Origin of the sequence: Nocardia brasiliensis IFM 10847, from assembly GCF_000710915.1 — a bacterium.
Taxonomy (GTDB): domain Bacteria; phylum Actinomycetota; class Actinomycetes; order Mycobacteriales; family Mycobacteriaceae; genus Nocardia; species Nocardia brasiliensis_A.
Window position 1 is genome coordinate 1 of the sequence record NZ_BAUA01000002.1, and the last position, 11,938, is coordinate 11,938.

Sequence of the window (11,938 nt, forward strand, 5' to 3'; positions counted from 1 at the left end):
ATTGCAGAAGACCCCCGACATCGTCGGGGGTCTTCTTGCGTTCATACACAATCCGAACCTCGCTGTGCGCGAGCGTTTCCCATGCTCGTCGCTGCGGCCGAACCCTCGTGGCGCACGCTGAAAGTCCGTTCCGGATGGTAGGTTCTGCGCAGTCAACTTCTCCACCAGGTGTTATGTCAGATATTCATAACTTCTATTCCCGCTGAGCTTCGGGGACGGAGTTACCGAATGACCGCACAGTCGATGGGAAGGTTTGCGATGGCAATCGAGGCAACGGAAGATTCCCGGTCTGTTCGGCCGCGACGCGGGCGGGCTCGGCAGTTGGCCTACCTGGCGGCCGGTGTGCTCGCCCTCTCGGCGGTCGGCTATCACATGGTGGAGGCGCCGAGCTCCACGGCGGCGGCGACCTCCGAGTGCAAAGACGGTAAGGGCAAAGTCACCATCAAGGCGAAGGGCGACAGCTTCGTCGGCACCGCCGAATTGACCGATCGCTTCACCAACTTCGACGACAACGAAGATTGCGTGGATACCGGCGCCAACGGGACTTCCGGCCCGATCAAGTCGACCGAAAGCGCCGACGGCAAGTCCTGCGTGCTGACCGCGAAGGTCGATAAGGCCAATGGTCAAGCACCAGACGGGGCGGAGACCACGGAGGCGGGGGACATCGAGGTGACGGTCCCACTGGACGGCGGTCCAGCGCAGGCGAAGGCATCGGGCACGAACGACAACGGCGAGCAGGTGACGGCGACCGCGGTCATCAACGGTCTGCAGATGACGGACTGCACCACGATCCCGACCGGCACGTTCACGGCTACGAAGGTGAACGCCTCCATCGAGAAATAGTGGGACACTGCCGGCCCCGCACCGATGGCTGTCGGTTCGGGGCGCAGGGTCCGCACGTGCGCTGAGTGGAAGGGCGGGAGATGCTCGACCTGCGGGTCGATCCGTTGGCGCGGCTGGCCTCGGTGATGGTTCGATATCGACGTCGCGTCTTCGCCTGCTGGCTGATCGCGATAGTCATCGGCCTCTGCGGATTACCACGGTTATTGGGTTCAGTGGTCTCGCCATCGATCGAGGTCGAGGGCTCTGAGTCGCAGCGCGCGACCGAAGTGCTCGGTGCGGCGCTGCCATCGCTCGGCAACGACGCAATGATCGCGGTGCTGAATTCGGACACCCGACGTGCGGTGGACCCCGAGTTCCGGGCCGCGCTCGGTGCCGGCATGGCGGCGCTGGGGGAAGAGAACGGCGTCTCCGGAGTGGTCTCGTTGCCGTTGATCGGTGATCCTCGGCCGGCGCCCGTGCTGGCTGACACTTTCGAACCGCTGCGCCCATTGTTCCGCGACGAGCACACTGCCTACCTGCTGGTTGGCTTGTCAGGCAACGACCAGGAACGGCAGGATCGGGTGCCCGCGCAACAGCGCGTGATCGACGACGCGGTGCGGGCGGCATCCGATGGGACTGTGCGTGCGTATCTGGTCGGCATCTCGGCTTTCGGCCAGGCAGTACAGCAGGCCGAGATAGCGGATCTCCTGCGCATCGAAGTGGTCGCGGTACCGGTCGCGATACTGGTGCTGCTGATCGGATTGCGCGCGCCCGTTGCCGCGCTGGTGCCCGCAGGCATGGCCGGAGCGGCCGTGCTGACCACCCTGGGCCTGTTCGCGCTGCTCGATGATGTGCTCCGGGTGGACGGCATGTTGCTCGTCGGTACCAACGCGGTGGGGCTGGGGGTCGGGATCGACTATGCGCTGTTCGTGATGAACCGATATCGAGAGGAATTGGCCGGCGGGGCCCCACCGGAGCGAGCGGTGGCGACCGCGGCCGCCACCACGGGACGGACGGTGGTGTATTCCGGCCTCATCCTCGCCTTGGCGTGCACCAGCCTGTTTCTCGTGCGGTGGCCGGTGTTCGCCCAGGCCGCGGTCGGCATCATGGTGGTGACCGCGGCGGCCCTGGCGGCCTCGGTCTCGCTGCTGCCCGCGGCGCTGATCCCACTGACCCGGTGGTTGGAGTGGCGGCCACGATGGATGCCCGAACAGGTTCCGGGCGGAAAGGGGAAGGTCGAAGGTCGAGATCGGCTCGGCCGCTGGGCCGCACATCTGATGCGGCGGCCGTGGCCCTACGCGATCGCGGTCACCGCGGGACTGCTGCTGGCCGCGGTACCGATGGCCGATATGCAACTCGGCATCAATCTGGAACGGCGGGCCTTGGCCGGTACTCCGGACCGGACCGGTCAGGAGATCGTCGACCGTGACGCGCCCGGTCTGACGAGCACGCTGCTCGTGGTGGTGCAACGGCCCGCTGATACCGCGGCGCCGGATACCGGCCCGCTGGTGGATGCGCTGCGCGCCGATGCGGAAGTGGCCGGGGCGAGCGTGATCGACGACGGTGTCGCGGTGCAGGCCGTGATCGTCGTGCCGAGACATCTACCCGATTCGCCCGCCGTGGTTCGGTTGGTAGAGCGAATTCGTACCCAGATCGTGCCCGCCGCGGCCCCGCCGGGGTTGCCGGTGCTGGTCGGTGGTTCGAGCGCGCTGGTGGCCGATCTGCTCACCGAGACGTCGCGGAAGCTGTGGTGGGTGGTGGGCTGTGTGCTCGCGATGATGTTCGTCGTCCTGGTTGCCGTGCTGCGCAGTGTGTTGTTGCCGCTCAAGGCGATTCTGATGAGCCTGCTGGCAACCGGCGCATCGTTCGGGCTGACTGTGTTGCTGTTCCAAGGGGATACCGGTGACGACGTCGCCGATCCGGCCGACCCCGGGTTGCTCTGGCCCCAGGTGCCGCTCGTCGTGTTCGTGCTGCTGTTCGGCTTGTCCACCGACTACGAGCTGTTCCTGGTGCGTCGAATTCAGGAGGAGTACTCGGCGACCGGCGACAATCAGGGTGCTGTGGCGACCGGTCTGCAGCGTACGGCGCGGCCGATCTCGCTGGCCGCCGCGATTCTCGCCGTCGCCTTCGGCAGCCTGCTGGTATCCGACATCAACGGCCTGCGGGCGTTCGGGTTCGCCATCGCCGCGGCGCTGATCATCGATGCGACCGTCATCCGCTTGGTACTGGTGCCCGCATTGATGCAGATCATGGGTCGTTGGAACTGGTGGCTGCCCGCTATCGCGTATTCCGGCAAGCACCTGCACCGGCCCGAAGCAGTATCCGCCGCACAGTGAGGATCCGATGAGTGCATACCTGGTAACCGGCGCTACGGGATTTGTCGGCGGCGCACTGACCCTCGAGCTGCTGGAGCAGACCCGCGCGCCGATCCATCTACTGGTCCGAGGCTGCGCTCCCCAGGCGACCGATCGGTGCCTGTCGGTCCTGCGCGTCGCGGCCGAACTCTACGGACGTGGCGGGGACTTCATCGATGTGCACCGGGGCAGGCTGCACGTGCACGCCGGTGACCTGGCGTGCGACGTGGCGGCCGGGCAACTCCCGGCGCACGAGATCACCGACGTGTGGCACTGCGCGGCCTCGCTGAAGTTCGAGGACCGCAACCGGCTCGAGATCTTCGCGGTGAATGTGGATGGCACGACAAGATTGCTCGATCTGGCCGAGCAGCTCGGGGTCGAGCGATTCAACTACATCAGTACCGCCTACGTGGCCGGGTCGATGATGGGACGGATCAGCGAGTCGCCGGCGCCGACGGACACCACACCGAACAATCAGTACGAACTGAGCAAGCGAATCGCCGAAAGCCATGTCTTGCAGCGTGACTCGATGCACACTCGAATCTGGCGCCCCAGCATAGTCGTCGGGCACAGCACGACCTTCGCGGCCGTGAGCGCGGCCGGTCTCTACGGCCTGATCCAGGACGCGTGCCGGTTCCGGCGGCGGGTGGGTGCGATCTTCGGCCCGAAATTCGTCATGCGACAGCGCCGGATGGTGGCCGACCCGGCTGCGCAGATCAACCTCGTCCCGGTCGATCTGCTGGCCCGGCAAGCTGTCTCGTTGTCACTGCACCCGATGTTCGATGAACGCATCATCCATCTCACGAATGGGTCCGCGCCGGTCATGCGCGACCTCATGTCGATCATGTCAGCGATGACAGGCATTCCCGAACCTGAATACGTCGGCAGCACCACCGGATTCACGCCGATCGAACAGCGATTCCATCGGACGATGCAGTTCTACGCACCGCACGTGGTCGGCACCAAGGCCTTCGCCCAGGATGTCGCGCAACGGTACGGCGCTGCGATCGACTTCCCGATGAGCCCGGATCATCTGCATTCGATGATCGCCTGGTATCTCGACCATACGGGTCTGACCCGCGAGGTCGGCGTGGCTTGACTCGGTAACTCGACTCGCACCGACCATCGAACAGGAGACACCATGCGCCTCGCGACCCGCCTGCCGGGTGAGCACACGCTCGCGCCCCAGGATGCGGACCGGATCGCCGCGATCCGCGGGGAGATCGCCCGGGTCGGGGACCGCTGGCGGGTCGAGCATCCGTGGATCGCCGGGCATCAGAACACGATCGGGGCGATGATCTTCCTGGGCGCGGTGCTCGGTGTGCTGGGCGACGCCGCGCTCTATGCCCGCGGGCTATTGCCTTGGTGGGCAACTGTATTGGCGTCCGCGTTCTGGTTGTCGCTGCTGCACGAGATCGAGCACGACCTGATCCACGCGATGTACTTCCGCACCAACAAGTGGGTGCACAACGCGATGCTGGCGGGTGTCTGGTTGCTCCGGCCCAGCACCATCAATCCGTGGGTGCGCCGGCGGCTGCATCTGCACCATCATGCCGTCTCGGGTACCGAATCGGACCTGGAGGAACGTGCGATCGGCAACGGTGAACGGTGGGGTGGCCATCGGCTGCTCGGCCTGCTGGACAGCGTGCTCGGATATGCCACGCGGCCATTCCGGATGCGCGGGCTCGTGGCGGCGCACGTGGCGCGGGTGGCGCGCGATCCGGCGCAGGCCCGGCGCCTGGTCATCACGACGCCGCTCGCCTACTTCCCGCTCAGCGCAATGCATTACGGTCTCTGGTACCTGACCATATCGGCGCACGTCTACGAGTTGCTCGGCGGCGCCGTCGGCTACCAGGGCGCGTACCGGGTTTTGGACTTCCTCGCGGTGACCTTGTTGGCGCCCAATGCGATTCGCACCTTCTGCCTGTACTTTGTCAGTTCGAACATGCACTACTACGGTGATGTCGAGCCACACAATGTACTGCAGCAGACCCAGGTCTGGACGGCGAGATGGCTGTGGCCGGTCCACGCGTTGTGCTTCAACTTCGGTGGGACACACGCGATCCACCACTTCGTGGTGCGCGACCCGTTCTATATCCGAGAGGCGATAAGAGCCGAGTGCCAGGCGATCTTGCGCGAACACGGCGTCCGGTTCAACGATTTCGGGACGTTTCGTCGCGCAAACAGGTTCGGACTCGCGGTGCCGCCCGGGGCGGTGCGGCCATGACCGATGATGTTGCGGCGCAGCGGAAATCCGTCGTGGTCGCTGAGCTGTGGATCTGCGTGACCTGCGGGATGATCTACGACCCGGCCGAGGGCGATCCGGACGGCGGCATCCCACCGGGCACCGCGTTCGCGGACATCCCCGACGGGTGGGTGTGCCCGACCTGCGGTGCCCGAAAATCGGACTTCATCCCGTATACCGACTGAGACTTCTCGTTCAGAACAGGCGGAACTCGGTGCTTTCGGTACCGCGCAGGGTGTCGTAGTCGAGGACCAGGCAGCGGATGCCGCGGTCCTCGGCGAGGGTGCGGGCCTGCGGTTTGATCTGCTGGGCGGCGAAAACGCCTGCGACGGGGGCCAACAGCGGGTCGCGGTTGAGTAGTTCGAGATAGCGGGTGAGCTGTTCGACGCCGTCGATCTCGCCGCGCCGCTTGATCTCGACCGCGACGGTGGCGCCCGCGGCGTCCCGGCACAGCAGGTCGACGGGGCCGATCGCGGTCATGTATTCGCGGCGGATCAGGGTGTAACCGGTGCCGAGGGTGTGCACGTGCTCGGCGAGCAGTTCCTGAAGATGGGCTTCCACACCGTCTTTCACCAGACCTGGGTCGACCCCGAGTTCGTGCGAGGAGTCGTGCTCGATGTCCTCGATGGTGATGCGGAGTTCCTCGCCGGCCTTATTGGTGACGACCCAGAGCGCCTTGGCCCCGTCGGGGACGTCGGCGGCACCGCGCTCCTCCAGCCAGCACGGTGGGCTCATCCAGTTCAGCGGTTTGTAGGAACCGCCGTCGGAGTGCACGAGGACCGAGCCGTCCGCTTTCATCAGCAGCAGTCGGCGGGCCATGGCCAGATGGGCGGTGAGTCGCCCTACGTAGTCGACCTGACAGCGAGCAATCACTAGGCGCACCCAAGCACTGTAGGTGAACGTCCGCGCGACGTTGTCGTCAGCCCGCCGCGAGTGCGGTCGTGTCCGATTCAGCCGAAGAGCACGGCACCGGCGAGCACCGCGCTGGTGCCCAGCAGCGCCAATTCCACCTTGGTGAAGGGGCGGGTGACCGGGGCTTTGGTGCGGATCATGCCGTAGCCGACCGCGGAGCCGATGCAGAAGGCCAGCAGGTGGCCGACGTTGGTGAAGGTCTGGCCGAGCAGGACGCCGCCCACAGCGGCCGCGAACCACCCTGTGGCCCAAGGGATACGGGACCGACGCGGGACCACGAAGACGAGCGCGCCGATCAGTGCCATCGCGCCGTAGCTGATGCCGACGTCCTCGCTCCACCGCACACTCGCGGGCACCCAGTCGAATTCGATCGCCACCCACAGTCCGGCGGCCACGAGCAGGGTCGCGCCGATATGCCCGGCGAGAAACACCCGCACCATGTGCAACGCACCGAAACGCAGTTCCGCGAGCGCGAGCAGACAGGCCAGCATCGGCATGATGAGCCACGCGACGCCGACGTCACCGATGACGAGTGCGCTCGACAGCAGCGTGACGAGGCGGCCCTGCAGCAGATTGTGCAGATTGGTGCTGGCGTGCAGCACCACGTTGGACTGGGCCGAGTCGCTGAGCACGGAGAAGATCGAGGTGACGAGGATCAGTGCGGCGAGGTAGCCGACTGTTGCGGGCACGCGCGGACGCCACCAACGAGAACCGACGACCGGCGCCCGGTCGTCCGTGGTCGTCGCGACGGCCATGCCTACCTCCGTTGTCCGGCCCGATCAGGGTATTCCCGGTGCGAGTGCGGTGAAACTGCGCGCCGGCGTGCGTAGCGCAGGCGGTGCCCCACTGTGCCACACGAACCTGAGGACGGCAGGGCAAGCGGCGAACCGGCCGTTCAGAGGCCGCTCCGCGCGGGTAATAGGGTGGAGGTATGCCTCGTCGGAACCGCGCGTAGACGGTCGAGGCCGGGCCGCTCGCACCCCGGGCGGCGCGCCGCTGGGTGATGTCTTCGGTCGCACCGAGACGGGCCCGGGAGACGAAACCTATGTGGTGCGCACCATCCCCGGCACCCGCGCGACGAAGCCCTACCGCTGCCCCGGCTGTGATCATGAGATCGCGATCGGCGTCGCCCATATCGTCGCCTGGGCGGCCGACGGCGGCGAGGACGACCGCCGGCACTGGCACAGCGGCTGCTGGAACGGCCGCCGCACCCGGGGGATCACCCGCCGCTGGTCCTGAGTGCAAGGGCGCAGCGGCGATAGAGAAGGCCGCCCCGGTAAGGGACGGCCTTCGGATGAATTCGGTTGGGGTACTGCGTTAGTCGCCGCGAGCCCGCCGTTCAGTTGCTGATGTCGGCGTTCTCGCGCTCCTCGTCGACGATCTCGTCGTCCTCGGCCGCGACCTCGGGAATGGCCTTGCGGTTGGAGCCGGCGACCTGCTTGGTGTTGCCACCGATGGACTTGCGGTTGTCCGGAACGCCGTCCAGCAGTTCGCTTTCGCGGTTGACGGCGGCGAGCATCGCGGGCACCGAGTCGAGCTGGCCGCGGATACCGAGCAGCTGGGCGAGCACCCGGCCGCGCAGCACGCGCATCTCTTCGGCCAGTTCCTTCGCGTGCGCGATCTTGCGCTCGGAGGTCTGGGTCGCGGAGGTGATGAGGCGGTTGGCCTCGTCGGTCGCGTCCTTGATCCGCTGTGCGGCCTCGGCGCGGCTGGTGGCCTCCAGCTCCTCCATGGCACGGGTGAGCTTGGTGCGCCGCTCGGCCATGGTGACTTCGAAGTCCTGCTGGTTCGCCTTGCGCTTGGCGTCGGCTTCCTTACCGAGGCGATCGGCCTCGGCCTGGGCGGCCTCGATGATCTTGGCGGACTCGGTGCGCGCGTTGGCGAGGGTCTGCTCGAACTCGATCTCGAGCGCCTCGCGCTTTTCCTTGGTTTCGGCCAGCAACGACTCGTACTTGCCACGCATTTCGGTGGCCTGCTGCTCCGCGATCGACACCATCTCCGCGGCTTCGGCCTGCGCCAGGGCACGAACTTCGGAGGCCTCGTCGGAGGCCAGCCGCAGCATGCGGGAGATGCGGTCGGACATGCCTTCCGCGGTGGTGGGTGGCACCGAGAGACGGTCGACCTCCTTGCGGAGCTCGTCGATCTCGTCACGCGCATCCTCGAGCTGGCTCGCGAGGTTACGGGCTTGTGCCGCAGCAGCATCCCGGTCGGTAGCGGTGACCCTTAGTTCGGCGTCGAAGCGGTCGAAGTAGTTGCGTACCTCGTCTTGCGCATAACCCTTGCGCACAACGGTGAAGGGCAGTGCAACGAAGCGATTGCGATCGGACTCAGGTGACGACATGGCACACAAACTACAGCCTACCGAGTCCCGATGGTGACTCGACCGCGAATGTGATTCCGATGAGTTTTTCGCGCCCGATCTTGATACTAGTGCGTAACATTCGCGTTCGGCTCGACCAACTCGATCAGCACACCGCCAGCATCCTTCGGGTGGATGAAATTGATGCGCGAATCCGCTGTTCCAGACCTCGGCGCCTCGTACAGCAAACGCAGACCGCGGTTTCGGAGGTGCGCGCAGACCGCATCGATGTCGGTGACGCGATAGGCCAGTTGTTGCAGGCCGGGTCCGTTACGGTCGATGAACTTCGCAATGGTCGACTCGGCGTTCAGCGGAGCCAGCAACTGCAGGGCAGTCCCGCGATCGGGCGCCCCGGGCAGCGACAGCATCGCCTCGTGTACGCCCTGGCTCTCGTTGACCTCGCGATGGGTCTCGACCATGCCGAGATTCTCCGCATACCAGGCAACCGCGACATCCAGATCGGGCACGGCGACACCGACGTGGTCGACGGCGACGACGTAGTCCGCGGGGATGAAAACGGACGAATCCATATCGTTGCTCACTACTCGAAGGTAGCTCGTACCTGCGTACCGGCAACCGGGGCACAGGAGTTACCGTTGAGTACGGAATTTCCGCGGAACAAGCGAAGCGAGGCTCGTCGTGACCAGATCAGTAATCGTCTCCGGTGCGCGCACCCCGGTCGGTCGGCTGCTCGGCGGGCTGAAGGACTTCAGCGGTTCCGATCTCGGCGGCTTCGCCATCAAAGCCGCGTTGGAGAAGGGCGGCGTCGCGCCCGAACAGGTCGACTACGTGATCATGGGCCAGGTGCTCACCGCGGGCGCGGGCCAGATCCCGGCTCGACAGGCGGCGGTGGCGGCCGGCATCCCGATGGATGTCCCCGCGCTGACCCTCAACAAGGTGTGTTTGTCCGGTATCAACGCAATCGCGTTGGCCGACCAGCTGATTCGGGCCGGTGAGTACGAGATCGTGGTCGCGGGCGGCCAGGAATCGATGAGCCAGGCGCCGCATCTGCTGGAGAAGAGCCGTGAGGGCTTCAAGTACGGCGATGTCACGATGCGCGACCACATGGCCTACGACGGGCTGTACGACATCTTCACCGACCAGCCGATGGGCGCGCTGACCGAACAGCGCAACGACACCGAGCCGGTCAGCCGCGAGGAGCAGGACGCGTTCGCGGCGGCCTCGCATCAGCGTGCCGCCGAGGCGTGGAAGAACGGCCTGTTCGACGACGAGGTGGTGCCGGTCGCGGTGCCGCAGCGCAAGGGCGACCCGGTGCTGGTGGCCGCGGACGAGGGCATCCGCGCCGACACCACCGCAGAGTCGCTGGCCAAGCTGCGCCCGGCGTTCCGCAAGGACGGCACGGTCACCGCGGGCAGCGCCTCGCAGATCTCCGACGGTGCGGCCGCGGTCGTGGTGATGAGCAAGGCCAAGGCCGAGGAGCTCGGCCTGAGCTGGCTCGCCGAGATCGGCGCCGCCGGCGTGGTCGCGGGCCCGGATTCGACCCTGCAGGACCAGCCGGCCAACGCCATCGCGAAGGCCTGTGCACGCGAGGGCATTTCGCCTGCCGACCTGGATCTGGTGGAGATCAACGAGGCGTTCGCCGCAGTCGGCGTCGCCTCGACCCGCAAGCTGGGCATCGATCCGGCGAAGGTGAACGTCAACGGTGGCGCCATCGCGATCGGTCATCCGCTCGGTATGTCCGGCGCGCGCATCCTGCTGCACCTGGTGCTGGAACTGAAGCGCCGCGGCGGCGGCGTGGGTGCGGCCGGGCTGTGCGGTGGCGGCGGTCAGGGTGACGCCCTGATTGTCCGAGTCTGAGGTCTGCGCCACTCTTTTCGATCGCCCTTCACGAAAAACCTTCGTGAAGGGCGATTTTCGCGAACCGGACTTGACAATGTGATCCGTCGCACTACGACACGTCGTAGTGCATGCGGCACAATAAGGCCTATGGGCAATGTCTTCGACCTGAGCACTGCCGCGAAGCGGCTTCGTTTCATCGCGGTGCTCGAGGCGATCTCGTGGTTTTTCCTGATCATCGGCATGGTGCTCAAGCGGCTGCCGGAACCGATCCTGTGGCCGGTGAAGGTCTTCGGCATGACGCACGGCATCGTGTTCGTGCTGTTCGTGCTCTCGGTCATCGTGGCCTCGCGGGAACTGGGGTGGACCGGCAAGACCACGCTGCTCGCGCTGCTGTCGAGCATCCCGCCGTTCTTCACCGTGGTGTTCGAGATCTGGGCCGTGCGCTCCGGCAAGCTGGGTGAGCTGAGCAACCCGGTTTCTGCCGAGTCCGGAGCCCCGGCCTCGGCCACCTCGTGACAAACTGGAAACCGTGACTCGACCTGCTGCACGCCGTACTTCGCCCGCCGTTGCCGCCGCCATGTCCGGGGCCGTGGACCTGTCCAGCCTGAAGCAGCCGCCCGCCGGAGCATCCGGCGCGGCCGGCGGCGACTACGCGGTCACCGAGACGAACTTCGAGACGAAAGTGCTGCGCCGCTCGGTGCAGGTGCCCGTGGTCGTCGCGCTGTACTCGCAGCGCAGCCCGGGCAGCGTCGAGCTGGTCCGCACGCTGGAACGACTGGTCGGCGAGAGCGGCGGGGCCTGGGATCTGGCCACCGTCGAAGCCGAGTCGAACATGCGGATCGCGCAGGCGTTCGGCGTGCAGGGCATCCCGACCGTCATCGCGGTCGCGGGGGGTCAGCCGCTGGCCGATTTCCAGGGCGCCCAGCCCGAGCCGCAGGTCCGGCAGTGGCTGAGCGCGGTCGTCGACGCGGTGGCGGGCAAGCTGCCCGGCGGCGAGACGCCCGAGGAAGCGCCGGAGGATCCGCGCTTCGTCGCGGCGGAAACGGCGCTGGAGCAGGGTGACATGGCCGGTGCCGAGGCCGCCTACGAGGCGATCATCGCCGCGGAGCCCGGTAACGAGGAGGCCAAGGGCGCGCTGCGGCAGCTGCGGTTCCTCGCTCGCGCGCAGGAGATCCCGGAGACCGCGATCGCCACCGCCGATGCCGACCCCGCGAACGTGGACGCCGCTCTGGACGCCGCCGACCTCGAGCTGCTGAGCCAGCTGCCGGAGGCCGCGTTCGAGCGGCTGATCGCGGTCGTCAAGCGCACCGCGGGCGACGACCGCACCAAGGCGCGCACCCGGCTGCTCGAACTCTTCGAATTGTTCGACCAGGCCGAGCCGTTCGTGGTGGCCGCCCGGCGCAAGCTCGCCGCCGCGCTGTACTGACCAGCGGCGCGGCGGTACTG

General features: G+C 66.7%; 13 protein-coding genes. 9 read left to right on the top strand and 4 right to left on the bottom strand.

The window, feature by feature from the left end; all coding sequences use genetic code 11:
* Positions 1-228 precede the first annotated feature (228 nt).
* The 5 genes from NBRGI_RS00015 to NBRGI_RS00035 all read left to right on the top strand — a co-directional run bounded on the left by NBRGI_RS00015 (position 229) and on the right by NBRGI_RS00035 (position 5,606).
* Positions 229-843, top strand: coding sequence for a hypothetical protein (locus tag NBRGI_RS00015; RefSeq protein WP_148310635.1), 615 nt, complete (start codon positions 229-231; stop codon positions 841-843).
* Positions 844-923: 80 nt separating this feature from the next.
* On the top strand, positions 924-3,158 hold the full coding sequence (locus tag NBRGI_RS00020; RefSeq protein ID WP_029892166.1) for an MMPL family transporter: 2,235 nt from the start codon (positions 924-926) through the stop codon (positions 3,156-3,158).
* A gap of 7 nt (positions 3,159-3,165) precedes the next feature.
* The gene (locus NBRGI_RS00025; protein WP_051727372.1) at positions 3,166-4,275 is read left to right on the top strand and encodes an SDR family oxidoreductase; all 1,110 of its coding nucleotides are present in this window, start codon (positions 3,166-3,168) and stop codon (positions 4,273-4,275) included.
* 42 nt (positions 4,276-4,317) lie between these two features.
* Positions 4,318-5,403: a fatty acid desaturase gene (locus NBRGI_RS00030; RefSeq protein WP_051727373.1), complete on the top strand. Its 1,086-nt coding sequence runs from the start codon at positions 4,318-4,320 to the stop codon at positions 5,401-5,403.
* Positions 5,400-5,606 carry a rubredoxin gene (locus NBRGI_RS00035; protein WP_029892169.1) on the top strand — a complete coding sequence of 69 codons (207 nt, stop codon included), beginning with the start codon at positions 5,400-5,402 and terminating at the stop codon, positions 5,604-5,606. The genes NBRGI_RS00030 and NBRGI_RS00035 overlap by 4 nt, the downstream gene beginning before the upstream one ends.
* Before the next feature lie 10 nt (positions 5,607-5,616).
* On the opposite strand, the gene nucS is transcribed toward NBRGI_RS00035, so the two are convergent.
* Together nucS and NBRGI_RS00045 are read right to left on the bottom strand one after the other, a co-directional pair.
* Positions 5,617-6,303 (bottom strand): endonuclease NucS, encoded by a 687-nt coding sequence (nucS, locus tag NBRGI_RS00040; protein ID WP_014982082.1) that lies wholly within the window; start codon positions 6,301-6,303, stop codon positions 5,617-5,619.
* Positions 6,304-6,371: 68 nt separating this feature from the next.
* Positions 6,372-7,088: a rhomboid-like protein gene (locus NBRGI_RS00045; RefSeq protein ID WP_051727374.1), complete on the bottom strand. Its 717-nt coding sequence runs from the start codon at positions 7,086-7,088 to the stop codon at positions 6,372-6,374.
* Between the two features lie 241 nt (positions 7,089-7,329).
* On the opposite strand from NBRGI_RS00045, the gene NBRGI_RS00050 reads away from it, so the two are divergent.
* On the top strand, positions 7,330-7,572 hold the full coding sequence (locus NBRGI_RS00050; RefSeq protein WP_029892171.1) for a hypothetical protein: 243 nt from the start codon (positions 7,330-7,332) through the stop codon (positions 7,570-7,572).
* Between the two features lie 100 nt (positions 7,573-7,672).
* Here the strand turns inward: NBRGI_RS00050 and NBRGI_RS00055 are convergent, their stop codons facing one another.
* The gene (locus tag NBRGI_RS00055) at positions 7,673-8,674 is read right to left on the bottom strand and encodes a hypothetical protein (protein ID WP_014982085.1); all 1,002 of its coding nucleotides are present in this window, start codon (positions 8,672-8,674) and stop codon (positions 7,673-7,675) included.
* Between the two features lie 86 nt (positions 8,675-8,760).
* On the bottom strand, positions 8,761-9,222 hold the full coding sequence (mce, locus tag NBRGI_RS00060) for a methylmalonyl-CoA epimerase (protein WP_029892172.1): 462 nt from the start codon (positions 9,220-9,222) through the stop codon (positions 8,761-8,763).
* 109 nt (positions 9,223-9,331) lie between these two features.
* Here mce and NBRGI_RS00065 point away from each other — a divergent pair, with 109 nt between their 5' ends.
* The 3 genes from NBRGI_RS00065 (at position 9,332) to NBRGI_RS00075 (ending at position 11,918) form a co-directional block, all read left to right on the top strand.
* Positions 9,332-10,510 carry an acetyl-CoA C-acetyltransferase gene (locus tag NBRGI_RS00065; protein WP_029892173.1) on the top strand — a complete coding sequence of 393 codons (1,179 nt, stop codon included), beginning with the start codon at positions 9,332-9,334 and terminating at the stop codon, positions 10,508-10,510.
* 129 nt (positions 10,511-10,639) lie between these two features.
* Positions 10,640-11,008, top strand: coding sequence for a DUF3817 domain-containing protein (locus tag NBRGI_RS00070; protein WP_014982088.1), 369 nt, complete (start codon positions 10,640-10,642; stop codon positions 11,006-11,008).
* A 61-nt stretch (positions 11,009-11,069) separates the two neighbouring features.
* Positions 11,070-11,918, top strand: a complete 849-nt coding sequence (locus tag NBRGI_RS00075; RefSeq protein WP_029892174.1) for a tetratricopeptide repeat protein — start codon at positions 11,070-11,072, stop codon at positions 11,916-11,918.
* Positions 11,919-11,938 lie beyond the last annotated feature (20 nt).

Excerpts from the sequence above, each read along its gene's own strand:
- NBRGI_RS00015 (WP_148310635.1), top strand. The coding sequence starts at position 229 with ATGACCGCACAGTCGATGGGAAGGTTTGCGATGGCAATCGAGGCAACG.
- NBRGI_RS00020 (WP_029892166.1), top strand. The coding sequence starts at position 924 with ATGCTCGACCTGCGGGTCGATCCGTTGGCGCGGCTGGCCTCGGTGATG.
- NBRGI_RS00025 (WP_051727372.1), top strand. The coding sequence starts at position 3,166 with ATGAGTGCATACCTGGTAACCGGCGCTACGGGATTTGTCGGCGGCGCA.
- NBRGI_RS00030 (WP_051727373.1), top strand. The coding sequence starts at position 4,318 with ATGCGCCTCGCGACCCGCCTGCCGGGTGAGCACACGCTCGCGCCCCAG.
- NBRGI_RS00035 (WP_029892169.1), top strand. The coding sequence starts at position 5,400 with ATGACCGATGATGTTGCGGCGCAGCGGAAATCCGTCGTGGTCGCTGAG.
- NBRGI_RS00045 (WP_051727374.1), bottom strand. The coding sequence starts at position 7,088 with ATGGCCGTCGCGACGACCACGGACGACCGGGCGCCGGTCGTCGGTTCT.
- NBRGI_RS00055 (WP_014982085.1), bottom strand. The coding sequence starts at position 8,674 with ATGTCGTCACCTGAGTCCGATCGCAATCGCTTCGTTGCACTGCCCTTC.
- mce (WP_029892172.1), bottom strand. The coding sequence starts at position 9,222 with ATGGATTCGTCCGTTTTCATCCCCGCGGACTACGTCGTCGCCGTCGAC.
- NBRGI_RS00070 (WP_014982088.1), top strand. The coding sequence starts at position 10,640 with ATGGGCAATGTCTTCGACCTGAGCACTGCCGCGAAGCGGCTTCGTTTC.
- NBRGI_RS00075 (WP_029892174.1), top strand. The coding sequence starts at position 11,070 with ATGTCCGGGGCCGTGGACCTGTCCAGCCTGAAGCAGCCGCCCGCCGGA.